Source organism: Sporolactobacillus sp. PKPK-6, assembly GCF_056678885.1.
Map to the genome: position 1 here is coordinate 1,848,333 of NZ_JBWXPA010000001.1, position 24,412 is coordinate 1,872,744.

Annotated in this window: 24 protein-coding genes; 3 read left to right on the plus strand and 21 right to left on the minus strand. The window is 45.8% G+C overall.

From position 1 onward, the window contains the following. Window positions 1–227 precede the first annotated feature (227 nt). The 20 genes from rsmA to AC1MBV_RS09200 all read right to left on the minus strand — a co-directional run bounded on the left by rsmA (window position 228) and on the right by AC1MBV_RS09200 (window position 18,825). Window positions 228–1,097 (minus strand): 16S rRNA (adenine(1518)-N(6)/adenine(1519)-N(6))-dimethyltransferase RsmA, encoded by an 870-nt coding sequence (gene rsmA, locus AC1MBV_RS09105; RefSeq protein WP_255749255.1) that lies wholly within the window; start codon window positions 1,095–1,097, stop codon window positions 228–230. A 5-nt stretch (window positions 1,098–1,102) separates the two neighbouring features. Then, the gene (rnmV, locus tag AC1MBV_RS09110) at window positions 1,103–1,654 is read right to left on the minus strand and encodes a ribonuclease M5 (RefSeq protein WP_480948118.1); all 552 of its coding nucleotides are present in this window, start codon (window positions 1,652–1,654) and stop codon (window positions 1,103–1,105) included. Window positions 1,655–1,669: 15 nt separating this feature from the next. After that, window positions 1,670–2,446 carry a TatD family hydrolase gene (locus AC1MBV_RS09115; RefSeq protein ID WP_255749284.1) on the minus strand — a complete coding sequence of 259 codons (777 nt, stop codon included), beginning with the start codon at window positions 2,444–2,446 and terminating at the stop codon, window positions 1,670–1,672. Between the two features lie 100 nt (window positions 2,447–2,546). Continuing rightward, window positions 2,547–4,550: a methionine--tRNA ligase gene (gene metG / locus AC1MBV_RS09120; protein ID WP_255749253.1), complete on the minus strand. Its 2,004-nt coding sequence runs from the start codon at window positions 4,548–4,550 to the stop codon at window positions 2,547–2,549. Window positions 4,551–4,760: 210 nt separating this feature from the next. Continuing rightward, entirely contained in the window at window positions 4,761–5,648 is an 888-nt protein-coding gene (rsmI, locus tag AC1MBV_RS09125; RefSeq protein ID WP_255749252.1) for a 16S rRNA (cytidine(1402)-2'-O)-methyltransferase, read from the minus strand. After that, window positions 5,614–5,901 (minus strand): GIY-YIG nuclease family protein, encoded by a 288-nt coding sequence (locus AC1MBV_RS09130; protein WP_255749251.1) that lies wholly within the window; start codon window positions 5,899–5,901, stop codon window positions 5,614–5,616. The genes rsmI and AC1MBV_RS09130 overlap by 35 nt, the downstream gene beginning before the upstream one ends. Next, the gene (locus AC1MBV_RS09135; RefSeq protein ID WP_255749250.1) at window positions 5,898–6,635 is read right to left on the minus strand and encodes a tRNA1(Val) (adenine(37)-N6)-methyltransferase; all 738 of its coding nucleotides are present in this window, start codon (window positions 6,633–6,635) and stop codon (window positions 5,898–5,900) included. Before AC1MBV_RS09135 ends, AC1MBV_RS09130 begins: the two co-directional genes overlap by 4 nt. A gap of 48 nt (window positions 6,636–6,683) precedes the next feature. Beyond that, window positions 6,684–7,043 (minus strand): DNA replication initiation control protein YabA, encoded by a 360-nt coding sequence (gene yabA, locus AC1MBV_RS09140; protein WP_255749249.1) that lies wholly within the window; start codon window positions 7,041–7,043, stop codon window positions 6,684–6,686. 13 nt (window positions 7,044–7,056) lie between these two features. Then, complete coding sequence (locus tag AC1MBV_RS09145) at window positions 7,057–7,887, minus strand: PSP1 domain-containing protein (RefSeq protein ID WP_255749248.1); 831 nt, start codon at window positions 7,885–7,887, stop codon at window positions 7,057–7,059. Further along, window positions 7,877–8,881: a DNA polymerase III subunit delta' gene (holB, locus tag AC1MBV_RS09150; RefSeq protein WP_255749247.1), complete on the minus strand. Its 1,005-nt coding sequence runs from the start codon at window positions 8,879–8,881 to the stop codon at window positions 7,877–7,879. The genes AC1MBV_RS09145 and holB overlap by 11 nt, the downstream gene beginning before the upstream one ends. 31 nt (window positions 8,882–8,912) lie before the next feature. Beyond that, a complete protein-coding gene (locus AC1MBV_RS09155; protein WP_480948119.1) occupies window positions 8,913–9,350 on the minus strand; it encodes a YaaR family protein in 438 nt (145 codons plus the stop codon). Window positions 9,351–9,386: 36 nt separating this feature from the next. Further along, window positions 9,387–9,716, minus strand: a complete 330-nt coding sequence (locus AC1MBV_RS09160) for a cyclic-di-AMP receptor (RefSeq protein WP_255749244.1) — start codon at window positions 9,714–9,716, stop codon at window positions 9,387–9,389. An 82-nt stretch (window positions 9,717–9,798) separates the two neighbouring features. After that, window positions 9,799–10,467, minus strand: coding sequence for a dTMP kinase (gene tmk, locus AC1MBV_RS09165; protein WP_255749242.1), 669 nt, complete (start codon window positions 10,465–10,467; stop codon window positions 9,799–9,801). After that, window positions 10,457–11,914, minus strand: a complete 1,458-nt coding sequence (locus tag AC1MBV_RS09170) for an aminotransferase class I/II-fold pyridoxal phosphate-dependent enzyme (protein ID WP_255749241.1) — start codon at window positions 11,912–11,914, stop codon at window positions 10,457–10,459. Before AC1MBV_RS09170 ends, tmk begins: the two co-directional genes overlap by 11 nt. Before the next feature lie 128 nt (window positions 11,915–12,042). Next, the gene (locus AC1MBV_RS09175; protein ID WP_255749240.1) at window positions 12,043–12,207 is read right to left on the minus strand and encodes a hypothetical protein; all 165 of its coding nucleotides are present in this window, start codon (window positions 12,205–12,207) and stop codon (window positions 12,043–12,045) included. 115 nt (window positions 12,208–12,322) lie between these two features. Further along, on the minus strand, window positions 12,323–12,898 hold the full coding sequence (locus AC1MBV_RS09180) for a VanZ family protein (RefSeq protein ID WP_255749239.1): 576 nt from the start codon (window positions 12,896–12,898) through the stop codon (window positions 12,323–12,325). Between the two features lie 142 nt (window positions 12,899–13,040). Then, a complete protein-coding gene (locus AC1MBV_RS09185; RefSeq protein WP_255749238.1) occupies window positions 13,041–13,715 on the minus strand; it encodes a response regulator transcription factor in 675 nt (224 codons plus the stop codon). 129 nt (window positions 13,716–13,844) lie between these two features. Beyond that, window positions 13,845–16,154: an ATP-binding protein gene (locus tag AC1MBV_RS09190; RefSeq protein ID WP_255749237.1), complete on the minus strand. Its 2,310-nt coding sequence runs from the start codon at window positions 16,152–16,154 to the stop codon at window positions 13,845–13,847. 20 nt (window positions 16,155–16,174) lie between these two features. Next, the gene (locus tag AC1MBV_RS09195) at window positions 16,175–18,241 is read right to left on the minus strand and encodes a sensor histidine kinase (RefSeq protein ID WP_480948120.1); all 2,067 of its coding nucleotides are present in this window, start codon (window positions 18,239–18,241) and stop codon (window positions 16,175–16,177) included. Between the two features lie 332 nt (window positions 18,242–18,573). Beyond that, window positions 18,574–18,825 (minus strand): sigma factor G inhibitor Gin, encoded by a 252-nt coding sequence (locus AC1MBV_RS09200; RefSeq protein WP_480948121.1) that lies wholly within the window; start codon window positions 18,823–18,825, stop codon window positions 18,574–18,576. Window positions 18,826–19,400: 575 nt separating this feature from the next. Here AC1MBV_RS09200 and AC1MBV_RS09205 point away from each other — a divergent pair. From AC1MBV_RS09205 to AC1MBV_RS09215, 3 genes are all read left to right on the plus strand, one after another. Next, on the plus strand, window positions 19,401–20,828 hold the full coding sequence (locus AC1MBV_RS09205) for a circularly permuted type 2 ATP-grasp protein (protein ID WP_480948122.1): 1,428 nt from the start codon (window positions 19,401–19,403) through the stop codon (window positions 20,826–20,828). Between the two features lie 505 nt (window positions 20,829–21,333). Next, window positions 21,334–22,281: an alpha-E domain-containing protein gene (locus AC1MBV_RS09210; RefSeq protein WP_255749765.1), complete on the plus strand. Its 948-nt coding sequence runs from the start codon at window positions 21,334–21,336 to the stop codon at window positions 22,279–22,281. Window positions 22,282–22,314: 33 nt separating this feature from the next. Beyond that, window positions 22,315–23,187, plus strand: a complete 873-nt coding sequence (locus tag AC1MBV_RS09215; protein WP_480948123.1) for a transglutaminase family protein — start codon at window positions 22,315–22,317, stop codon at window positions 23,185–23,187. Window positions 23,188–23,220: 33 nt separating this feature from the next. On the opposite strand, the gene AC1MBV_RS09220 is transcribed toward AC1MBV_RS09215, so the two are convergent. Next, on the minus strand, window positions 23,221–24,279 hold the full coding sequence (locus AC1MBV_RS09220; RefSeq protein ID WP_255749762.1) for an undecaprenyldiphospho-muramoylpentapeptide beta-N-acetylglucosaminyltransferase: 1,059 nt from the start codon (window positions 24,277–24,279) through the stop codon (window positions 23,221–23,223). Window positions 24,280–24,412: the final 133 nt, after the last annotated feature.

Below are 24,412 nucleotides of genomic sequence, written 5' to 3' on the forward strand. Positions count from 1 at the left end.
TTTGAATTCACCTCTGCTGTGCCAAATACATTTGTATTGTTCAATATCATCACTCCGTTTCACTATGGTACTGACATATTATCATGTAAAATTAATGGTGTGAATTACGCTGGCTACTTGCATACCGAGTTTCATGGAACATTACTTACCTTTTTTATGCGGCAATGGTTGGTGTCTTTACTTGTGAAAAAAGAGCCGCAGATCGGCTCTCTTTTCGGACAATCTATTTATTCATTGCTCAGTGCGTCACTCAATCGAGCGAACTCTTCGATTGACAGTGTTTCGCCGCGGCGACCGGGGTCAATACCGACTTTTTCTAATATCGACAGCAAATGTTCTTTTTGGTCTTTGTCATATAAATTATTGATGAGGTTGTTCATTAAGGTCTTTCGACGTTGCGCAAAGCTTGCGCGAACCAGTTTAAAAAAGAACGCTTCGTCGACAACCTGCACTTTTTTCTCAGGGCGAACATCTAGACGGATCACAGCAGAATCCACATTCGGCTGCGGTACAAATACCGTCTTCGGGACCGTCATCACAATCTTTGCTTCGGCAATGTACTGAACGGCTATGGACAGCGATCCATAACTTTTCTCTCCCGGTTCAGCTTGGAGCCGGCTCGCGACTTCCTTTTGAATCATCACAACAATTGTATTGATTGGCAAATCGCCGGTCAGCAATTTCATCAAAATCGGAGTTGTCACGTAGTAAGGCAGATTGGCCACTACAGTCACCGTTGCACCCGGAGGAAATTCCTCACTGATTATTTGGTGAAGATCAAGCTTCAGCACGTCGCCGAAACGAATGGCCACATTGTCAAAATCGTGCAGTGTATCATTTAATACGGGTTCCAATCTACGATCAATTTCCACAGCAAGCACTTGCTTCGCCTGACCTGCGAGTACTTGAGTGAGCGCACCCGCTCCCGGTCCAATCTCCAGCACGTAACTTTCTTCGTCGATACCGGCTGACAAGGCGATGTTATTTAAAATATTTTCGTCAATGAGGAAGTTCTGTCCAAGACTCTTTTTCAAAGTGAATTTGTGTTTGCGAATGACATCCTGCATGGTCTTCGGTGATGATATTCTTTTGTTCATGACGTTCACTCCTTCGATCGGATGACATCAAGCGCCTGCCTCAGGTCGCTTTCAGCAATTTGAAACATACGCAGTCGTTTATATAATTGTTTACCATTGGCATAGCCGATATTAAGTAGCTCACAAAGCTGTTCACGCAACGACCGCGACGTTTTATCGCCGAGCAGTCCCAGGCTCCTCAACGTCTGCATGCTGATCTGCTCCTCAGGCTCCTCGAATTGCGTATAGACCTTTTCGAGTGACCGCAGAATGGTACGCGGCGAGGCATGTTCAATTCCAAGGCTTTCATTTGTACCGCCCTGACCCTCGGCACGTGTAATAAATGCGTGTTTGCATCCGGGGACGGCGCGGCTGACAATCTTTCGAATTCGTTCACCAGGATAATCGGGATCTGTAAACACAATCACGCCGCGGCGAGCCTGTGCATTTTGAATAGCGCGAATAGTGCGCTTGCTGACACGCGATCCGTTGGTTTCAATCGTATCGGCATCGAGCGCACGATGAATTGCCTCCGTATCGCTTCTGCCTTCAACGACGATTATTTCTTTAACAATCATAAGATTTCTCCTTGCTCAGCCATTTTCGTGAATTCGGAAACAACGTCGTGCGTTTTCCGTTGTTATCTTTGCCATTTCTTCGAGAGACAGACCTTTAAGCTCTGCTACTTTTTCAGCAACCAGACGCACACGCGCCGGTTCGTTGCGTTTACCTCGGAACGGTTGCGGACTGAGGAACGGGCAATCCGTTTCAATTAACAAACGATCAAGCGGGACCATGGTGGCCGTATCTCGCTGCAGCTGCGCATTTTTAAAAGTAACCGGACCACCAAAACTAATGTAAAAATTCAAATCAATAAATTTCTGTGCCCAGTCCCAATCATCACTGTAACAATGCATGACGCCGCCAATTGATTCGGCATGCTCTTCTTTAAGAATGCGCCAAGTATCTTCGGTTGCCTCGCGATTGTGTATAATCAGAGGCAGACCCGCTTTTTTGGCCAACCGAATCTGTCTGCGGAACACCTCATGCTGCACCGACTTAGGCGATTTGTCCCAATGATAGTCCAAACCGATCTCGCCAAGTGCGACAATCCCGGGATGGGTCAAATTTCGTTGGATCAGTTGAAAATCATCCTCAGTCATGTCAATAGCATCTTCAGGATTCCAGCCGATTGCGCCATAAATATATTTATGCTGATCAATGATCGGAAAGACGCGTTCAATGGTCGGACGATCAACGCCGACCACAACCATCTGCGTAACGCCCGCTTCCTCAGCTCGATTGAGCATATCAGGAAAATCTGCGTCAAACGCCTCATCATTTATATGAGTATGTGTATCAAAAAGCATCGTGCCTCCCCCTAACTGTTCACTGTCACCATGAAGCAAAAAGGCGAGATCTGCGCGCACCCGCTCATCTCCCGCCTGCTTTGTTTTACATATCGCTAAATCAACGAATCTTTGTGCCGTTTGGCAGCGGTCCCGAGACCGTCGCCACCTTTAACGTACCGTTTGCGTCGCCCGCCAGCAACATTCCTTGGGAGAGCTCGCCTCTCAGCTTCACCGGTTTCAGGTTAGCAATAACAATAATTTTCATACCGACCAATTCTTCAGGTTTATAGAATTCAGCGATGCCGGATACGACTTGCCGCTTCTCATAGCCGAGATCCAGCTGGAGCTTAAGCAGCTTATCAGCACCTTTGACTTTGTCTACCTGCAGTACTTCGGCGACACGCAAATCAATTTTTTGAAAATCTTCCAAATGAATTTGCGCCGGTGCTTCTGCAACTGCTTTCGATTTTTTTTCCTTGTTGCCGTTCGGCTTCGTGCCTGATGCGCCTCGCATTTGCGACTTGATATAGGCTACCTCTTCTTTAATATCAAGACGCGGGAAAATCGGTTCTTCCTTGCGTACCGTCCATTGACCCTTGTTGAGGTTCAAGTCGCGGATCGAATCCCAAGTCTGATCTGCTGGCTCAGCTACACCGAGCTGACGGAATATTTTTGTCGGAGTCGACGTGAAGAACGGCTGAATCATGATGGCCACACTGCGAATCGTATTCACTAAATGTGCCATGACCGAAGCCAGTTCATCCTTCTTCTCTGCATTCTTTGCCAACACCCAAGGCTGCGTGTCATCAATATATTTATTGGCTTGACCAACCAGCTTCCAGATTGCGGATAACGCAACGGAGAACTGCAGATTTTCCATCTGTTCTTCGACCACAGATACAGCCTCTGCGAGCGCATTTTCGAGTCCTGCATCAAAATGAGTCACGTGACCGTCATAAGCAGGAACCTTACCGTCAAAATATTGGCTGCACATCGCAACCGTACGATTCAGCAGGTTGCCCAAATCATTTGCCAAATCAAAATTGATGCGTTCCACGAACGCCTCCGGGGTGAACAAGCCGTCTGACCCGAATGGCACTTCGCGCAGCAGATAATAGCGCAGCGCATCCAGTCCGTACCTGTCAATCAGTGGTTCCGGATCCACAACGTTGCCCTTTGATTTGGACATTTTGCCGTCTTTCATCAGCAGCCAACCGTGACCGAACACTTTTTTTGGAAGCGGAAGACCGAGCGCCATCAACATGATCGGCCAATAAATGGTATGGAAACGAACAATCTCCTTACCTACCAGATGCACATCGGCCGGCCAGAATTTCTTGTAATTCGTATCGTCTTCAGATCCATATCCGAGGGCAGTAATATAGTTGGTCAATGCATCCAGCCATACATAAACCACATGCTTCGGATTATTCGGCACTTGGATACCCCAAGAGAAAGAGGTTCTTGATACCGCAAGATCTTCCAGTCCCGGTTTAATAAAGTTGTTGATCATTTCGTTTTTACGCGATTCCGGTTGAATAAAATCCGGATGCTCTTCATAATATTTCAGCAGGCGATCCGCATACTTGCTCATCTTGAAGAAGTAGCATTCTTCTTTAACTTTTTCGACAGGATGACCGCTGTCCGGACTTTTCCCGCCGATCACTTCGCCCTTGTCGTTTTTTTCAATGTCAACGAGCTGAGATTCCGTATAGTACGTTTCATCAGGAATACTGTACCAGCCTTCATATTCACCAAGATAAATATCACCCTGGCGTTCCAGCTGAGCAAAAATTTTCTGAACGACCTTCGTATGGCGTTCCTGTGTCGTGCGGATGAAGTCGTCATAAGAAATGTCCAGTTTCTTCCACAGCTGTTTGATCTGTGCGACCATACCGTCAACATAGTCAATCGGTGAAATCCCTTTGGCTTTGGCTTTTTCCTCAATTTTCTGGCCATGTTCATCCGTTCCTGTTAAGAACATGACATCATAACCGCGCAGCCGTTTGTAGCGGCACATCGCGTCCCCGGCCACCGTCGTATAAGCGTGGCCAATATGTAGTCTACCGCTTGGATAGTATATAGGCGTTGTCAGATAAAAAGATTTGCGTTCCTCAGTCATAAATCCGTGCAGCCTCCTTATTTAATACCGTTTCCAAAAGATCCCTATCTTTAAAAACTATACGTTTCACCGGATTGAATGTCAAGAAAGCAAAGCGCGCATAAAGGTTGAATTTAAAGCACATGATTGCTCCTTTTAAGACCAATCATTTCCACGAATAAATCAGCTTATTCAAAAAGGACTCGCACCTGTTATGCGAATCCTTTTAAATTACGATTCAATTTGATGATAAATGCGGTAAATATCACGCTTCGGCTGCGCGCGATCGACCGCCGCCTGTTTAATTGCATCCTTTACGCTCAATTGTTTTTCACGGATGTAATATTCAACATGTTCATGTACTGAAAGGACCGACCACCAAAGTTCATCTGCTCGCGCCTCCGATTCGCTGCTTCCATCAACGATCAGGCAAAATTCTCCTTTTTGCGCTTCTCCATCATTCAGAAAATCAAGCATATCGCTGATTGTCCCGCGTATAAATGTTTCGTAGCGTTTCGTCAGTTCGCGTGACAATGCCATTTGGCGATTGCCGAAGAGCTCAAAAAGATCTTTCAAGGTATCCTTCACGCGAAACGGCGATTCATAAAAAATGATCGTGTACGGAAACGTACCAAGTGCTTGAAGTGCTTGGCTGCGCTCCTTTTTTACTCGCGGCAGAAAGCCATAAAACAAAAAATGATCGGTTGACAAGCCGGATGCAATTAAGCCGGTAAGCGCCGCATTCGCTCCGGGAAGAGGCACAACCGGGATCTCATGTTTGATGCAGGCCGCAGCGAGGTCTGCGCCGGGATCGGAAATACCCGGAGTTCCGGCATCGGTGACCAACGCCACATTTTTGCCGTTTTCAAGTTCAATGATCAGCTTTGCACCGCTTGTTTTCTTGTTATGCTCATGATAGCTGAAGAGCGGTGCATGGATATCGAAATGCGAGCAAAGTTTCATCGTGTGCCGGGTATCCTCGGCTGCAAGAATATCAGCGCTTTTCAACACGTCCAGTGCCCGATATGTGATATCATCCAGATTGCCAATCGGGGTCGGAACAAGAAACAAACTCCCCTTTCCTTCATGATCGCCTTGAAAACTGCGCTGCTCCCACATCTGTGCCGCTCCCTTGAATTAATACCTTTTTTTCCTGTCTTGTTAAATGCTTGATTGCCCATTCGCGTCGCATCGCTGCGGACTTGTCTGTAAGTTCTTCCTGATAAACAACGCGAACCGGCTTATGGCTGCGCGTGTATTTCGCGCCTTTTCCGCTGCAATGAAGCGCGAACCGTTTCGCAACGTCAGCCGCATATCCTGTATAAAGACTGCCGTCCGCACATTCTAAAATGTACACACTGTAGTGACTCATGAGTGCGGCCACACATCCTCTGTATAGCGTCCGTCCGGATGATACACAACGATCGGTGTAAGCGCGGCAAGTCCCGGCCTTCCGCCTTTCGTTCCTTCAACCAACACCATATTTGCCGGTTTGTGCCGATGGGGATGCACGAATTGCATTTTTTTCGGTTCTATACCCTCCGCACGCATCCCTTCCAGAATATCAACCAGCCGCTCCGGGCGATGCACAAGTGCAAGCTTTCCGCCCGGTTTGAGCAGGCGTGCACTCACTGCCAGCACATCCGCGAGCTTAATCAGAAGTTCGTGACGGGCAATCGCCAAATGTCTATTGATTTTCATGTCGCGCGCCGCATCAATTGTGAAATAAGGCGGATTGCAGGTCACCACGTCACAGGTGCCTCGGCCTATTTTTTCATCGATATGCTTGGCATCTTCGCATAAAAAATCAACGCGTTCTTCCAAATGATTCAGCAACGCGCCTCGTTCCGCCAGAGCGCATACTTCAGGCTGAATTTCAACGCCGGTAAGCTTCCCCTTTGTCCTTGCTGATAAAAGAAAGGAAATCACACCGTTCCCGGCACATAAATCAACCAGCCTGCCTCTCTGAATCGGCACATAGACAAAGCGGGCTAATAGAACAGAATCCAGTGAGAATGGAAAAAGGTCACTGGATTGAATAATTTTCAGATCGGTATCGAACAAATAATCGACTCGCTCATTATTGTTTATGTGCTGTTCGTTCATTATTTTCACCCAAATTATGCGTTCCGATTGCATTGCCTGAATCAGCAATCATTTTTTATTAAGAAACGAAAGACAAAATAAGCAGTCGCCATCATTGCGGACACTGCCGTAGTGCAGATTGCATATATGAAAGCCCTCTTTATAGAGTCTCGCCAAGTTGTCATAGCCTTCACCCACATCCGGCTCGGAAACAATCCCCGATTTCGGAGCAGTCTGGCTTTTCAAACCTTGAGCACGCTTCCCGGCATCATCAATGCGTTTTCTCAGGTTCTCATTCTCTAGAGTGAGATTCTGATTTTCTTCAAGCAATGCTGCAAGCTGCGCTTTCAAATTGCCGAAGTCCACATAAATTTGTCCCAGTTGCTCCTCTAAATGACTGACTTGTGAGAAAATGTCCTTCTTCTCCAAGTTCATCCACCTCTTATTTAGTGGCTTGCGAAGAAATAACCCCTTCTTCAATAAGCTCATCCAATGTATACTCAACGACTTTATTTTGTTCTTTAAGCTCAATCTGAACCAAGCGTTCCAAGATATTCAGCCCGACAACACGGCCCGCGCCATAGCTTACATTAATTGGTGCCCCGATATCCGGCAGTGCCTTCTTCGCCGATTCATACTGATCATTTTCATATTTCAGGCAACACATCAACCGTCCGCAAACGCCTGAAATTTTTGCAGGATTCAAAGACAAATTCTGATCTTTGGCCATTTTAATCGATACCGGCTCAAAATCGCCGAGAAAAGTCGAGCAGCAGAGCATTCGTCCACAAGGGCCGATACCACCAAGCATCTTAGCTTCATCGCGGACACCGATTTGCCGCAATTCGATTCTTGTTTTGAATACTGCGGCGAGATCCTTAACCAACTCGCGGAAATCGACGCGTCCATCAGCGGTAAAGTAAAAAATAATTTTATTGCGGTCAAATGTATATTCAACATCCACCAGCTTCATTTCCAAGTGGTGATTGTATATTTTCTGAAGGCAAATATCCATTGCAGCCTGAGCATCTTCCTTGTTCTTACGCACTTGCAATTCGTCGGAATCTGTTGCGATTCGTACGACTTTTTTAAGAGGCAGAACAACGTCCTCTTCGTCTACCGTCTTTTTTCCGATGACAACTGTCCCGCATTCAATCCCGCGCGTTGTTTCAACAACGACTTGTGCATTTACCGGAATGGACAACTGATCCGGGTCAAAATAATAGACTTTACCGGCTTTCTTAAAACGAATGCCGACAATTTCATAATTCATTTACGTTACCTCCTAACCTGATCACCAGCCGCTCCATGACACTTACGCCATTGACATGAGCGTCCAGCTGTCCTCGGGCGTCCAGAATAAGTGACATCGCCCGAATCGTTTGATCAGATGAAAGCGAGAGCATCTGCTCCTTGAGCCTGTCCATCTGATCCTCAAAGACAATTTCCTCTTGACGATTCAAATGAAGCGACAGAAGATCTCTATACCAAAAAAGGATCAAATCTAAGCCGATAGCCATTTTTTGATTATCATCAAAGTTGGGAGAGAATTTTTCATAAATATAAGGCAGTGCGGATTCTACAGACTTAAATAGCCTTTGCATTAATTGTAACACTTGCGAACGCGCCTCGGCAAACCATTCCTCTTTGCATAAACGAGAGGCTTCTTCATAGTCATGCGTTAAGGCGACTGCCGGTTTCAGCAACGGCTCCGGCAGTCCTTCCTGCACCATACGCTGACACAGCATATGATCCGAGAGCGGCACGAACGAAAGCACTTGGCATCTGGAAATAATTGTGTCCAGAAGCTGATGAATCTGTTCGGTCACAAGCAGAGCCAGCGTTCCCGGATGTGGTTCTTCAATAAATTTCAGCAAACTGTTTTCTGCTTGAGCAGTCATTTTTTCCGCCTGCTCAATGATGAATACCTTGCGCCCAGATTCCACGCCGCGATAGGCGAACTCTTTCATTAAATAAGCGATTTGCTCTTTTTTTATCGACGCCGCCCCTTCTTCAGGCGCAATCCAGATGACATCCGGATGATTTCCCGAAGCAATTCTGCGGCAATTTCTGCACGTCATGCATGGGCCCTGATCGGTAGGTGATTCACAAAATAAGGTTTGCGTAACAAGCAGGGCAACCTTGTGTTTTCCGGTTCCCCGCGGTCCTTCCAGCAAATACGCGTGCGCCAATTCATCTCTTTTGATGGCGTGCCGAAGCACCTTCGCCACAGTCTGCTGCTGCTTGCTTAATTCCTGCCAGTCCATGCTTTGCTCACTTTCCAATCATTTTTAACAACTATATATAAAGATTAATCAGCATGCCGCGAATTTCATCAAGCTGATCAAGCAGTTTGAGTTCATCTTTATTTTTATCCAATAAATCATTCGTCAGTGTAATCAGTTTCTGATCCACGGTCTTAACCAGTGTCTGCTGAGCACCGCCTTGCTGCCACGAACGAGATTGCGATGTCCCAAGTCCGGTTTGTACCGCTTCCTGAAGAAAGGAGCGCACATATTTTTTGTAGACTTGCAAATCACGGATTGTACGCGAGCTCGATACGCGCTTCGCCTGTTCGCCGACCTTATTGAGCAGTGCCTTCAGCGCATCGTCTTGCATTGCGCCCTTTTGAGTGCTTAAAGTGCGCTCAAACGAGGTACGCGGCTGCACGGCCGTACTTTCCCGTTTGGACACAGATTCGCCCAGGTTTGCATGCTGATTAATTTTAATCGCCATGAAAAACAATGCCCCCCTCTCACCCAAGCATGTGCATTAAAAATGCTTAAATTGATCAACATCAAGAACGAACACCGTCGCCCCTCCGACTTCAACCTCTACCGGATGCATCATATAACCGTCTGCATTCGCGTCAAGCGAAGATATAGGTGAAATCACTTGATTACGGCTGTGGCAATGTTCCTTGATTAGTTCAAGAAGTGCGTCTACTTGGTGATCCTCCGTGCCGATAATAAAGGTCGTATTGCCTGAGCGCAGAAATCCACCTGTGCTCGCCAGCTTTGTCGCGTGGTAATTTTCATCCACAAGTGCCTGCTGCAGAAAATTACTATCCTTATCTTGAACAACAGCAACAATCAATTTCATCGCAATCATCCCTTCCGCACGATCCATATTATGATTCTAATAATAAGTGCCCAACAACATAATCCTTTAACAAGACCAAAAATTAATGAACACGATTGATAAATTGGAAAAAATCAGCAATAACATCTTGAAAAACATGGTCATGATCCTGCTCACCGTCAATTAAACGGATACGTGATTTATTTTCTTCATAGATTGAGAGAAATCCTTCTCGAACGCGTTTATGATAGGTCAGCGCACGCATTTCAATTCGATCCAGATCATCCGCAGATTTTGTGACCCCTGCTTCCGGAGCCCCGCTTCGATTCTTCATTCTACTTCTGCCAGTCTCCGGTGAAACATCGATCAGATACGTCCTGTCCGGCAAAATGCCACCGGTAGCAAATTCATTAATTTGTTTTACAACTTTAACGGGCTGCCCTAAGCCATAGCCCTGATACGCAATGGATGCGTCGACAAATCGGTCGCAAAGAACGATTTGTCCGGCGTTAACAGCCGGCACAATTTTTTCTATCACATGCTGACTTCTTGAGGCAGCATAGAGAAGAATTTCTGTCTTTTCGGCCAGTTCTTGATCAGGATTCAGAACGAGCTGTCGAATTTTATCACCGATCTCTGTTCCGCCCGGCTCTCTTGTAAGCAAATAGGGAAGGCCTCGGCGTTCCAACTCTCCCGCCAATCGATGAATTTGCGTTGTTTTTCCGGAACCATCCGGGCCTTCAAATGTAATAAAAAGTCCTTTATGTGTCATTCTTATGATGCTCCCTCAACTGGTAAACCTTGATTTTCCCTTGATTAATCCATTCATTCTGAAAGACTGCCCCAGCCTCTTGCCAATACCGGATCAGCTCCAGACCATGCTCCGTCACACGTTCGCCTTCAACAACAATAGGAATCCCCGGTGGATATGGAATTACCGATTCCGCTGCAGTTCGTCCGACCGACCGATTCAGCTCTGTATGTTCACTGCTCAGCACCGCTAAATTCCGGTACGAATCGACAAGGGAATCGAATTTTGGAAACGAAGGCGCCTGTCCTTGTTCGGCAGAGGTACCCGAGGCACATTGGCCAATGACTTGGTTGATGCACCGAAACGCCTCGTCGTAATCGATGTCCTCAGTTAAGCCGAGAACCAGGAGGATGTGACGCGGATCAGCCATTTCAGGATATATTCCCGAAGCGATCAGCTGCCGCTGTACCTCAAACCCATTCTCCCGAGTAGCCAGCTGCAGCACCACCTTAAATGGATCAAGCATGAAGCGATTTGAATCTGCATGCAGAACGCTTAACCCGTCAATTGAACACAGACGCCGAACGAAAGCATCGCGACGTGCAAGCATCCGGTCGATTCGTATGTCATCAAGAGCCGCCATGTAATAACGCGCCAAATCGAGCGAGGCCATGATCGGGTAAGACGGACTTGAGCTTTGCAGCATAGCACGAACGCTCTCAATTTTTTCTAGTGAAACGCGTGTTGAGTTGACATGCAGATAGGCACCCATCGTCATTGCCGGTAGCATTTTATGTGCCGAGTGAACCACAAGATCGGCACCCAGATCCAAACTTGACGGTGGAACGGGCGCACCGATTTTGAAATGCGGTCCATGAGCCTCGTCCACCAAGACGTACAGTCCCTGTTGATGGGCACAGGCAATTAATGGACCTATTGATTGAGACGCGATTCCATAATAACTTGGATACGTCAAGATAAGTGCTTTTGCCTGCGGATAACGGTTCATACATTCAACAAGCGCCTGGAGTTCGATTCCCGCCGCAAGTCCAGACGACGGATCAACGGACGGAGCGAGAAACACCGGATGAACCTGCGCTAATTTCAAAGCATTGAAAACAGACTTGTGACTGTCCCGCTGAACCAAGACAACATCACCCGGTTCACACGTGGCAAGAACCATCGTCAAGTTCCCAACTGTTGATCCATTAACAAGAAAATAGCTGGCACGCGTCTCGTAATAGGCTGCAAGAAGCCGCTGCGCATCACGCAATATCCCCTCCGGATGGTACAAATCATCCAGATTTGCCACTTCCGTCGCATCGATGGACAGGATTGATTTAAAAACAGACTCCGCCTTTTCAGGAAAAACCAGACCATCTTTGTGTCCGGGAACATGAAAGGAATATTCCTGTTTTCGATGATACTTGATTAATCCGTCATAGACGGGGGTACTTTGCTGATTCATTGTTGAACTTCCTTGACGTTTAATATCTTCATTTTAGCATAGTCAAGGATTTTTCAACCATTATTAACTCGAGGGTTTTTTATTGAGATGAGCTTATTCTCACTGAGAAGTATAAATGCGTGTATCGATTATTTTTTCCCTATCTTAATCGTCAGCTCCGTGACGCCAATAATTAGCAATGCAGCAACAAAAAGAGAAAGTGCAGTAGTATTATCAGACGCTCCAACATTAAAGATTACGAGGCTGAGTAATAAGAGAAGAACGCCGATTATGAATCCGGCTGATTGTTTCATAAGAATCAACTCCATGAGACGCAGCGTGATCGCAGCTTGTGGAAGATCAATGAGGTAGATTAACGCCGCCGCTGCAAAATAGGAACAGCCTAAGCTAATAAGACAGTTGAGGTTTTTATCGAGTGGACATTGTTTCTGAAATATAATCTTTCATCCATTGTTTGGTTTCCATCCAGCGGAAAAACAATGTGCCGAAGAAAACACCAATTCCATTAAGAATCAAGGCATCGACATCAAAAAGGTGTTTTGGAAATTGAGGAATTCCATTCATGAGAAAAAGGGCAAGTTCAACTGCAAAAGAAGCAGACATACCAATCATTATGAGACCCGGAAGAGCGAACCGGCCTCGCGTCATAAAGCCGACAAAAAACATAAAGGGAACAGGCAGACAAATCCGCCACATAAGCAGCCAATGTCCTTGAGTACTTTGAATCTGCAAACCAATCGTTTGAAACGGCTGCAGATTGAGCAATATACTGTCCGGCTTCACGACCGACTGCTCTGCAGCGCCCATCGGCTGAACGGTCAGCAGGGCGGTGATCATAATGTAACCAACGAACAGAGACAGGAAAACACCGCGATTATAAGTCAGCGTATGTCGTATATATTTCTCAAATAACAAACATGCAGAGAGCAAAAGACTGTAGGTCACAAAAAAGTCAAAGATCGTCGGATTGAGTATATGGTCCACCAAGTCGCCACCTCTCGCCTACATTTTTCTTTGTACCCATCATAATATAGATTAGGCCGCATAAACGCGCATTTTTGATGCGTGATCACGCATTTTTGATGCGGTATCACGCATTATTTGAAAAAAGAGAGGATTTTGACTGTTACCTGTTTGTTTTCGTCTGTTGGGCAGCTCTTGTTCTATGGAGTTCATTCCCGATTCCCAGCTCGTTGACTTTTTCAACGGCTTCAATTCGTGAATGGACACCTAGTTTTTGAAAGATGCCGGTCAGATGCTTTTCAACGGTTCTCTGACCAATCAATAAATTTTGAGCGATTTCGCGATTGGTCTCGCCACGCATCACTGCAGAAAGAATAGCTCGCTCATTTTGATTTAAATGCACTTTTGCCCTTCCTGTTCGCGCTGCATCAGCGACCTGCAGGCGCTGGAAAAGCCAGACCGGGAGCAGCACCTCATCACGGAGTGCCGCATGCAGTGCAGCAATGAGCGAATCGATGGAGGCTGATTTACTGACAACACCTGCAATGCCTCGTTGAATCATGGATGCAAAAAGTGGCTCGATTTCTGTTTCATAACCTGTGTAAATAATGATCTTGGCATCGGGATCCAGATCTAAAATTAAGTCGGCTGTTGCCATACCGTCCATATCTGGCATATTAAGATCCACTAAGAAGAGATCGTAGCTCTTTTTCTTTAAAATGGCTTGAATCATTTTTGCCGACTGCTCCGTATCGACTTCAAAACCTGCGTTTTTCAGCACCGCTTTTGTTCCGCTTGCAACTACTGCATGATCGTCAATTACTAATATTGATGTCATAGATTCCAACTCCCTTAAGTGACACTCCAGCCGCTCGCTGTCGCGGACGCACCGCGAGCTCATACATGCTCGTATCAGCCGGGTCTCGCGCTTTCGTGTCTGGTTTCCTAATCCGACTTTCTTTTCTTGTTAAATAGGCAGATGAATTTGCACAGATAATCCTCCATCTGTTCCCTCAATTTTTCTTTCTCTGAACAAGACGTTCCCATTCAGACCTTCAACCCTGCTCATTATTCCGGTCAATCCTGTAGTACTGAAAAAAGGATCAATAGCAGTATTGGCCAAACCGGCACCATCATCTTGATAGCAGAGCAGACAGCTGTCCTCTTCAAAAGAAAGATCCAATCGAACTCTGGACGCTCGCGCATGGTTCATGGCATTGTGCAGCAATTCCTGAATCGCTCGATAAAGACAGAGTACCATTTCTTTGGAGAGTCCATGGGGTATATCGGCAAGGTGCGTTTCCAAATGAAAGTCTGCCGACAGATTGACTCGTTGAAATAACACATCGAGCGCATTTTCCAATTTTCCGTTGAAAATATCTGCCGGATACCATTCTCGAATCATTTTGCGCATTTCTTCAGTATTATCGAGAATGCGTTCGCGAATATAGCTGAGCTTTCTGACGGTCTCCGGATGATGAATCTTTTTAACCGCCGCATCGATTTCGCGGGCAATCGCCAATTGATCCTGAATATTTGTATCATGCATATCCCTTGATAAATGCGCTCTTTCTTGTTCTGAAATGGAGAACAGCCATCGATTCATGGCATGTGGAATTCTTTTGCGATCATTCTCGAGATGATGAAAGGCTTGCAAGAGTCCTTCCGTTTTATAGAGATTATCGATAACGACCCGTGCGTAGCTCACCAATGTCTCAAGCCACATATTTTCATCAAGATTAAGACTACGCCCCGGCTTCATCCACTTTCCGACAAGTACAACTTTATTGGTTTTATCATCTTTAAGCAAAACGGTAAATCCAATATTGCTTTTCTTTAAATCAAAATCATGATCAGCAATGATCGGCATGTGACGCATCAACAACGTTGTCTTTTTATTCACTTGACGCATCCGGCCTTTCGAATTCACAAGAAAAAGTGCCGTTTCTTCAACCGGGAGCTGAGACAAAACAGCACGCCGCAGCATTAAGTCAACATGACGAAGTGTGTACTCGGTCTTGGATTTCTGCAGAAACCGATTCAGCGTTTCCTGTCGCCTTCTGCGCTTTGGATGAAGAAACTGAATCAAATGGTAATCGGTGTACTCTTTGATATAAAAAATAATCAGTCCAACGACAAAGCATAGTGCCCCGAGCCTGGCTACATCCGCCGGACTCTCAGTTATATGCCGCTGTACCAATCCGAGAAAGCTGATCAAAATCAGCAATGTAATTGCGAAACTCAATGCACAGTAATAGCCGAATTGCCCAATATAAAAGGACATGTCGATCAGTGCTGAGGACAAGACGATATAGCACAGAGTAACAGGAAGCATGATCATCCATGGTGTTGTCCACTCTACAGGGACTAATGATGTCCCAATGAACATATTTGGGAGCGCATAAAGCGCAACAAATGGAAATAACGCAAGAAAAAAGCCAGCCATCAGCAAATGAATGATACGGCCGTATTCAGATGCCCGAATCTGATAATAGAGCCGCGTTAACTGAATGCACAACAATCCGAACACGAAAACGGAAAAGACCAATTCTTGCTGATAATAGGCACTGACTTCTCTCGAGGTAAAAAAACAGCTGTTGATGACGATCAACGTCCCGCACAGGTAGAGACAGCCAAGCAGCCAGTTGGACACGAGAAGAAATCCGCACACCGAAAAATAATTACGAAGAAAGTGTACGAGAAAAATTAGTGTGAATACGATTGCCACACTAGTCAGCCGCAAGCTCCAGCTGTCATGCCGGGCGTTAGCCGACATCTCAAACAGCACCGGACTAACCGTGATCAGTAGTGCAATCAAGATACGCACCACGGGACTGCTTTCTTTGCGCAAATAAAGGAACAAAACCGCTACAAAACACGTTGCAAAAAAGGCGAGCGGGATAATTAAATAGAAAAGAAGTGCCCATTCGGATGCACCGTTGTCAATGTTAAGGTTGCGAACAACTGCACCTCTCGCCACAGTGACCTGTTTTGCCTGTCCAACCATACCAAAGGTTGTGATGTTTCTGTTATCTTCCGGCTGCCTGCCATCAACGTTTAAAATGACATCACCCGTTCGCACACCCGCAGATTCGGCCCAACTGTAGGGAGCAACGGCGCTGACCTTGATCTGATTGTCCTCTTGCACGGTATAGATACCGACATACGGCCGATCAAGAATAACCCACATAAAGTGAGCGGCAAGAGTCAGCGCATAGATAAGCGCAGCTAGAAACAGAATGGAGCGCCTCCATTGTTTCCAAATGTTATTAATCATGTGTCCCGCCTCTCTCACAGTCATCCGGCATAGACCTCTTTGCTTGTCCATTGCATGATAATCTCTACGCCCTTTCCTTTTTCCGAGCGAATATTAATGCGCCCGCCAAGACCTTCTACTCGACCGATCATCCCCGGAAAACCCATTGTTCCGAAGGATTTGCCGATTTTAGCGACATCCAGGCCAACGCCATCGTCAGCATAATTCAGCGTAAACAGACCGCCTTCTTTTTTCAGACTTAACGTAACAAGACGGGCATGCGAATGTTTTCGCGCATTATTTAAAAGCTCCTGAACCACACGATAAACGGCCATTTCCCATTCACGCTGAAATCCGTCCAAGTGTTCGTCAACCGCCCAGCGAAGTGTAAAATCGGCTCGCAAATTCACTTTATTAAAGAGTTCAATAAGTGCTGTTCTAAGACCCGTTCGATAGATAAACTCCGGATGAAGATCATTGATCACCTGACGTAGCACATAGATGCTGTCCAGAATCTGCTCGCGAAACTTCACCATCAGCGCCTTTGACTCCGGATTATCGGCGCCTGCCCCCCATGCATCAAGCTGACGGGCAATATCAAGCTGATCCTGCATATTCTGATCATGAAGACTGCGCGACAGCTTCCATCGCTCACGTTCTGAGATGCGCAGCATCATTTTTTTAACGGTGAGCGGCACGGATGTACTTAAGACGGAGGAACCTTCCAGGTTTTCCAGCATATCCTTTGTATTTGCCAAATTTTCAATGACGATCTGTATATAATTAATTAACGTCTCCAACCAGACACGTTCATCGGGGTTTAACCGCCTCCTTGGCATTTTCCATTTACCCATAAGTACAATTTTTCTACGGACATTCTCGTACAGCAAAATACGGAATCCATCTTGAGTCGCGAAGAGCTTGCCCAGACCCTCCTTTGTCTGATTGGTTGCTGAGTCGTTTTCTGTGTCAAACGTCCCCATCATTGATTCATTATGTTCGGTCCGTGACATGCGGACGTCTTCCACAGGCAGGGTTGCCTCCATCTCCCGTTTGATAATTCTGTCGATATCTCCCAAATCATAATCCGTTTTCATCCATTGCAAAAATCTGTTTATACTCGTTTGCGCATCCTGCTGTTTGGGATAAAGTCTCTTCCTGAGTGAATAATCCAGGTATTGCTTTATATAAAGAATCATAAAGATGGCAAAAAAAGAAACAATAACGAAGCGGTAATCATTAACACCGTCATAGGTAATTAAATTCCATCTGTTCAGTGCATAAAAGGCTGTTCCAAGTAAAAAAGATGACGGTGCCGCGATCATCGCACAGTAAATGACGCTAGTCGTTACAAAGGCAGGGTCCAAGAAGCGATCAGAGACGATCATATAAAAAAGGACAAGGGGCAGTATGAATAGAAAAATGCCCGCGAGCGGACGAAAAATGAACTCATCTTGAATAATTGAAGGAATAATCGACAGCACAAGATTGGGAATCAATGAAACCACCAAGCCCAGCAGTAGTGTCTGCAGCATCGGCCTGTGCGCGGGTTCATTATAGTGTCTGGAAGCGTGAATAGCCAAGACAATCGCAAGAATCATCACTGCCGCCACAAAAAGCATACCTAATGATCGTACACCTGCATAATGTGTCATGCTTGCAAACACAAAGAGCACAAACGTTGATGCAGCGCTGCCGATCAGGGCAATTTTGACTTTTCCGGACATCCAGTTAAGGCCCCAATAGGAAAAATAGTTTTGAAGCACCTGCATGAACAAGATAAGTGCAGAATAAAAGATAACTAGATAGAGAATAAGGCAAAAAAAACGTTCGTGTTGCGTACGGCCGGCACCCCATGCAAACCATAACAGGCTGATATCCGCTAAACACAGGATCAGCGTACGTTCGCCTTTCGCACGCTTATTCATGAACCATAAATAGAGTCCAAGGCTAAAACAAAAAAGGAAAAAGAAAAAAGGAAGGACATTGTCGAGAATCGGGTCGCTGCTTTGACGCCTAATCGTTAACAGAACCATCGCCGCGAGCAGGGAAAAAACCAGACTTGCCAAAGGCATCATCTGTTTTCTTAGTTTTGAATTGACAGCCACTGCCCGCACCTCCGTACTACTAGAGAACCTCTTCTCCATAATGCGGGAGGCCCCCTTTGCATTCAGTGTAGCAAAAATGAGCCGCTCATAAAATAGCAATCACGCAGGAAAAAAGAAAAGTCGGATACGAATATACATTTATTTTGCTGGAAGAGATGAATCATTGATATGAGAGAATAGAAAGGGTCTCGAGCCTCTTTTGCTACTCTGCTTACTGTCTGGGGCTGTTCTCTTAGGCTTTCAGAGGTTAGAATATAAGGAATGTCCATGGTTTTTCATTAATAAGATGTAATTATAATTATGCGTCTTCATTGCAAAAAAAAGAAGCATCATCATTTGCCTGCTTCTCCTCCCGATCCTGCATGACCCACTGCTGTTTCCATCAACTGTCCCTTTTGGCCGATCTGAAGCTTTGCTAATTTATTCATATAAAATTTGTATTTCCAATCCGTCACATCGGTTTCCACAATTTTTTTCTGACAAGAGTCACAGATTAGTTGATTGCAGATATGAATACCTTTAACATCTTCGCGTCCGCAAATCAAGCATGCTTCCTTCGCCTGATTCAATTCGCGCATTGCCATCTTTCGTCACCTCCACACTCAGTTTCTCCATTCATTCAAAAACTATTCATCAATCAGCTAGCAAACTAGTTTCCCGTCTTATTTTAATAAAATGATGTGCGTCTCTGCTTTATCTAATGTATGTTTTTTGGGCTTGCCCCGTGTATGTGGCACAAAAGCTCACAATTAATCATTCACACTGGTTAACAAGCATTGACAGCATGGTAGAACAATGATTATAATTTATTAAAATTATTAGAAAATTTAATTGTCCCCGCGGGGATGGCCAAATGCCGGATATGCTACAAGATGCACTTCCGCAGGCTGCGGTGGCTTCGACGTTGCTCATAGGATGTACTTTCACAGGAGGTGATGACTTTCGCGTTGTGTACAGGACGTACGCGTACTTAGCGAAAGATCCTTTACTGTTAGTCGAAGATCCTTTATTTATCCGATCACTTACCTAAATTTCTTTAAGTCCTTTTATTTATATCTGTGTTTAAAAATTCAATAAAATTCATTGGGTTTGCGTCTGTTCGCATTGCGGCACAACTAATATTGCCGCAACAGCCCTCCTTAAGGGAGACGAGTTTGCCATGTTTACGATCGACCATTCGAAAACAACCTGCTTTAATGAAATGTTTCTGCCGGACGGTCGGATCAGGACGCACTATCAGAAATTGTTTGATTGTCTGCAGACACTTGGAGAGAACGAGCTTTTGGATCGCTCCAAAGAAATCAAACAACAGATGGTGCGTCAAGGCGTTACCTTTCAACTGTACACGGCAAATCAAGCAAGTGAACGTATCATTCCTTTCGACATCATACCAAGAATTATTTCACATGATGATTGGGAAAAACTAAGTGCCGGACTCAGACAGCGAGTACGTGCACTGAATCATTTTATTCATGATGTCTATCATCAGCAGCAGATTATAAAGGACGGTTTGATCTCTAGAAAACATATCGTGAATAATCCCTATTTTTTGCCGGCAATGGCCAATGTCGAAGTGCCTGAGAATGTCTATATCGCTCTTTCGGGCATTGATCTGATCCGTGATGAACACGGCGCCTACTATGTACTTGAAGATAACCTGCGGACACCGTCCGGTCTTTCTTATGTGTTTAAAAATCGTTCGCTTATGATGCATTATTTCCCTGAACTCTATTTTTCCTCAAACGTTCAAAGCATCGAGCAAGGTACTCAGGATCTGCTTACAGCGTTGCACGATCTGGCACCGCATCATAAGCAGGATCCCTGCATTGTCCTTTTGACTCCGGGTCGATACAATTCTGCCTACTTTGAGCATGTTTTCCTGGCACAGCAAATGGGCATCGAACTCGTCGAGGGACCAGATCTGCGCGTCGTAGACCAAAAAGTGTACATTAATTCGATTGAGGGATTGAGACAAGTGGACGTGATCTATCGCCGGCTTGATGACGATTTTCTTGATCCGCTTGCCTTCAACCCGAATTCACTGCTTGGCGTAGCCGGTTTGATGAACGCCTATCGAGCAGGAAATGTGGCCATCGCCAATGCACCGGGAACGGGCGTTGCTGATGACAAAGCCGTTTATACCAAGGTTCCGGACATGATCCGCTATTATTTGCATGAAGAACCGATATTGAAAAATGTTCCCACCTATCATTTAGAGAAAAAAGAAGACCGAGAATTCGTTCTGGATCAATTGGAAAAAATGGTGGTCAAAGAAACATCGTTATCCGGCGGCTACGGCATGCTGATCGGTCCGCAATCCACGCCTGAGAAGGTTGCCCTGTTCCGGAAAAAGATTTTGGAACATCCGGATCGATATATTGCTCAGCCGACCATCAATCTTTCTGCCGTTCCGACGCTTACCGACGGCCACATCGAAGATCGGCACATCGATCTTCGCCCGTTTATCATCCAGGGCAAGAAAATTTCTGTTATTTCCGGTGGACTGACTCGCGTCGCCATGACGAAGGGTTCGCTCGTTGTTAACTCGTCGCAAGGCGGAGGAAGCAAAGACACTTGGATTGTTTAATCCCTTCTGCGCGACTCATTAGTTCTAGGAGCAGCAAAGACACTTAGATCGTTTAGTCCCTTCTGCGCGACTCATTAGTTCTAGGAGCAGCAAAGACACTTGGATTGTTTAATCCCTTCTGCGCGACTCATTAGTTCTAGGAGCAGCAAAGACACTTGGATTGTTTAATCGCTTCTGCGCGACTTATTAGTTCTAGGAGCAGCAAAGACACTTGGATCGTTTAATCCCTTCTGCGCGACTCATTAGTTCTAGGAGCAGCAAAGACACTTGGATCGTTTAATCCCTTCTGCGCGACTCATTAGTTCTAGGAGCAGCAAAGACACTTGGATCGTTTAATCCCTTCTGCGCGACTCTAGTTGTCCCGGAGAGCGGTAAAAAATAAGGGATTGTTTCTCATCTTGTGTAAAACAGAAATACCGGAACGCTCACCTCCATCCCATTTTCCACTCAAGCGGAGATAGATGGGCAAGAAATAAAATTCAGAAGCAAATAAGAGGGGATCCGCATGATCGGTAGAATCGCTGAATCATTATACTGGCTGGGGCGTTATCTGGAGCGTATCGAAAATCACGCCCGCCTCATTGATGTCGACTACCACCGCCAATCCACACACACTGAGCGGGAACAATATCCGTGGAAGGAACTTATTGAAACGCTGGCGGATGTGCACGCTTTTCAAGAGCAGAATCTTGCCTATAACGAGTCCTCCGTGCTCAACACCATTATTTTTGATCAAGCAAATACAAATTCAATACGATCCTGCGTGACGAGCGCACGCGGGAATGCGCAGGCAATTCGTGAACGTCTCCCGAGCGAACTGTGGGATGCAATCAACAGCTTTCACCTGTGGTTGAATGAACAAAAATTGGAGAATCTGCTCATCTACCCGCACACATTTTTTGAGCAGATCAAGAACCAGACCGCACTGTTTCAAGGTATAGCCGGATCAACCATGCTGCGTGGTCAGGAATGGCAGATGCTTCAGGTGGGAAAATATTTAGAGCGCGCCGAGAACACGCTGCGCATCCTGCGCGTCGTCTATTGCCAAAATGGAATGGAACTGCCGTACGGCGATGCGCTCGCTCTACTGAAATCTGTCAGCGGCTACGAAGCCTTCCGCAAGTGCCTCTCCAATAAAATTTCGACGAACAGCATTCTCGAATTTTTAATGCTCAGTCCCGTATTTCCGAGATCGACACGTTTTTCGCTCTATCACTTGAACGAACACCTTGCCAAGCTCTCCGAATTCCGCGGCGGTATCTCGCCTACTATTCAGAATGTGCGTAAATCAATTGGTAAGATGCACGCCCAACTCGATTATATGGATCCTTCCGAAATCGCTCGAACAGGAGTAGCCGATTTTCTCGACCTTGAAGTTCGACGCTGCAACATGATCGGAGCGGCGATCGGTCAAATGTTTTCTGCAAAGGGGGTCAGCGTGCTGTCTTTTTGATCCATTCTTCTCAATAAGCAGCCACGCCAAACAATGAAATTTCAAATTCAGCATACAACTCATTATCAATACGACGGCGAAGTGGCAGACAGTGTCAATGAAATTCGTCTTTCTCCGCGAACGAATGGAAGTCAGTCTTGCTATCAGCACTCGATTACGACCTATCCCCATGCGCCGCTCTTTGTCTATGAAGATTATTTTGGAAACCGTGTGCATGCCTTTTCCATTTCAGAGCCGCATACGGAACTGACCATTACCGCACGCTCAGTGGTCGTCACCAGCGATGCTATGACGCCTCGAACAAGCATTCTTCCTTTTGAACAAGAGCAAGCAATCATGAAAAGCGATGCATTCCAGGATCAGTTTGCCGAGTATCTGGCACCGACTGACTACACGCAAAACACAACTGATGTTCAGCAGATCGCTCATCGTTTTTTGTCCGGTTCAGTTGAATCCTTATCACAGCTGTTGGCTGAAGTCACAACGGCAATTAAGAAGGAATACATTTACGATCCCGCCGCAACACAAGTACAAACGAAAATCGATGAAATGATCAAAATCCGCAGAGGGGTTTGCCAGGATTTCGCTCATCTGATGCTTGCGCTCTGCCGATGCCTCGGCATTCCCGCGCGGTATGTCAGCGGCTATCAATACATATCGGATTTAAGCGGCGGCAACGCGGACTTCGAACAAGCCTCGCATGCCTGGATCGAGGCCTACATCCCTGATGTAGGCTGGACAGGATTTGACCCGACAAACGATGTGCCCGTCGGCTGGCGCTACATCATACTTGCCTATGGACGGGATTACAAGGATATCGTACCCGTCAAAGGTGTTTACCACGGCACCCCGCGGCAAAATCTTAAGGTTGATGTGGACGTAAAAAAATTAGCTGATATTGTATAAAAGCAGACGCTCGGATTTTCCGGCGCCTGCTTTTTAATCTTGATTTAGTTCTTTTAATATATTCTGAATTCCATGTGTCGCATTTTGCGCCTTTGCCATTCGATCAATGTAGTCATATCGATTTTTATAAACCATGGAAAGGGTCTGTTTCAATTCATCGGGCGTCAGCGAATCATTGTCGAGTACTTCGCAGAATCCTTTTTCTTTAAAGGATTTAGCATTAAGGACCTGATCACCGCGGCTGACGCGCAGCGGCAGCGGTATTAAGATCATTGGTTTTTTTAGTGCCAGAAACTCGAAAATTGCATTGGAACCGGATCTTGATAAAATAATTGAGGCAGCTGCCATGACATCCGGCAGTTCCTTATCGATAAATTCAAACTGCCTGTATCCTTCTGTGGACCCAAGTTCGGGAATTATATACCCCTTGCCGCACAGATGTACAATCTGATACGTTTTCAGTAGTTCAGGCAGCAGCTGACGGACTACATCATTGATTTTCTTTGCGCCAAGACTGCCGCCCATAATAAGCAGCACCGGTTTTTCTCCTTGAAAACCGAGAAATTCCAAACCCTTGCTTCGATCCCCTTTGCGCAGTACATCGCGTATCGGCGCCCCGGTATACACGACTTTGTCCTTCGGAAGATGCGCCCCGGCTTCCTCAAACGTCACAAAAAGTTTGGTGGCAAATTTAATCGCAATTCGATTTGCCAGTCCAGGCGTTATATCCGATTCATGAATATAAACCGGAATTCGGTTCATCCAGCCGCCGATGACTACCGGTACCGATACAAAACCGCCTTTAGAGAAGATGACATCCGGTTTAATTTTTTTCAAAATCAGATATGCCTGCATTACACCCGCAAGCACCTTGAACGGATCCTTAAAATTTTTTAGATCAAAATATCTGCGTAATTTGCCGCTGGAAATGGCACGATAGTCGATTCCATGTGCCTGCACTAAATTTTTTTCGATCCCGGTCTTTGAACCGATATACGTAACCTCGCAGTCCTTCAATTCATCAATAAGCGCCAGATTCGGGGTCACATGTCCCGCTGAACCGCCGCCGGTAAACACAATTTTTTTTGCCATTGATTTGCCTCGCTTTATTCTTTACTCCACTGTAAAGAGTTTAATATACTTGCCCGCAAAGTAAAACAAAAAACGAAAAAAAGATTGCAGACAGAAAAAAAAGCAACCGGAACGCAGTCCGATTGCTTAGATT

Excerpts from the sequence above, each read along its gene's own strand:
- AC1MBV_RS09130 (WP_255749251.1), bottom strand. The coding sequence starts at position 5,901 with ATGAGTCACTACAGTGTGTACATTTTAGAATGTGCGGACGGCAGTCTT.
- AC1MBV_RS09185 (WP_255749238.1), bottom strand. The coding sequence starts at position 13,715 with ATGACATCAATATTAGTAATTGACGATCATGCAGTAGTTGCAAGCGGA.
- rsmA (WP_255749255.1), bottom strand. The coding sequence starts at position 1,097 with ATGAACAAAAGAATATCATCACCGAAGACCATGCAGGATGTCATTCGC.
- metG (WP_255749253.1), bottom strand. The coding sequence starts at position 4,550 with ATGACTGAGGAACGCAAATCTTTTTATCTGACAACGCCTATATACTAT.
- AC1MBV_RS09115 (WP_255749284.1), bottom strand. The coding sequence starts at position 2,446 with ATGCTTTTTGATACACATACTCATATAAATGATGAGGCGTTTGACGCA.
- AC1MBV_RS09205 (WP_480948122.1), top strand. The coding sequence starts at position 19,401 with ATGTTTACGATCGACCATTCGAAAACAACCTGCTTTAATGAAATGTTT.
- rsmI (WP_255749252.1), bottom strand. The coding sequence starts at position 5,648 with ATGTGGGAGCAGCGCAGTTTTCAAGGCGATCATGAAGGAAAGGGGAGT.
- AC1MBV_RS09135 (WP_255749250.1), bottom strand. The coding sequence starts at position 6,635 with ATGAACGAACAGCACATAAACAATAATGAGCGAGTCGATTATTTGTTC.
- AC1MBV_RS09210 (WP_255749765.1), top strand. The coding sequence starts at position 21,334 with ATGATCGGTAGAATCGCTGAATCATTATACTGGCTGGGGCGTTATCTG.
- AC1MBV_RS09175 (WP_255749240.1), bottom strand. The coding sequence starts at position 12,207 with ATGAAACAATCAGCCGGATTCATAATCGGCGTTCTTCTCTTATTACTC.
- AC1MBV_RS09160 (WP_255749244.1), bottom strand. The coding sequence starts at position 9,716 with ATGAAATTGATTGTTGCTGTTGTTCAAGATAAGGATAGTAATTTTCTG.
- AC1MBV_RS09215 (WP_480948123.1), top strand. The coding sequence starts at position 22,315 with ATGAAATTTCAAATTCAGCATACAACTCATTATCAATACGACGGCGAA.
- rnmV (WP_480948118.1), bottom strand. The coding sequence starts at position 1,654 with ATGATTGTTAAAGAAATAATCGTCGTTGAAGGCAGAAGCGATACGGAG.
- AC1MBV_RS09155 (WP_480948119.1), bottom strand. The coding sequence starts at position 9,350 with ATGGCGATTAAAATTAATCAGCATGCAAACCTGGGCGAATCTGTGTCC.
- AC1MBV_RS09200 (WP_480948121.1), bottom strand. The coding sequence starts at position 18,825 with ATGGCAATGCGCGAATTGAATCAGGCGAAGGAAGCATGCTTGATTTGC.
- AC1MBV_RS09145 (WP_255749248.1), bottom strand. The coding sequence starts at position 7,887 with ATGAATTATGAAATTGTCGGCATTCGTTTTAAGAAAGCCGGTAAAGTC.
- AC1MBV_RS09220 (WP_255749762.1), bottom strand. The coding sequence starts at position 24,279 with ATGGCAAAAAAAATTGTGTTTACCGGCGGCGGTTCAGCGGGACATGTG.
- tmk (WP_255749242.1), bottom strand. The coding sequence starts at position 10,467 with ATGACACATAAAGGACTTTTTATTACATTTGAAGGCCCGGATGGTTCC.
- AC1MBV_RS09190 (WP_255749237.1), bottom strand. The coding sequence starts at position 16,154 with ATGATTAATAACATTTGGAAACAATGGAGGCGCTCCATTCTGTTTCTA.
- AC1MBV_RS09170 (WP_255749241.1), bottom strand. The coding sequence starts at position 11,914 with ATGAATCAGCAAAGTACCCCCGTCTATGACGGATTAATCAAGTATCAT.
- holB (WP_255749247.1), bottom strand. The coding sequence starts at position 8,881 with ATGGACTGGCAGGAATTAAGCAAGCAGCAGCAGACTGTGGCGAAGGTG.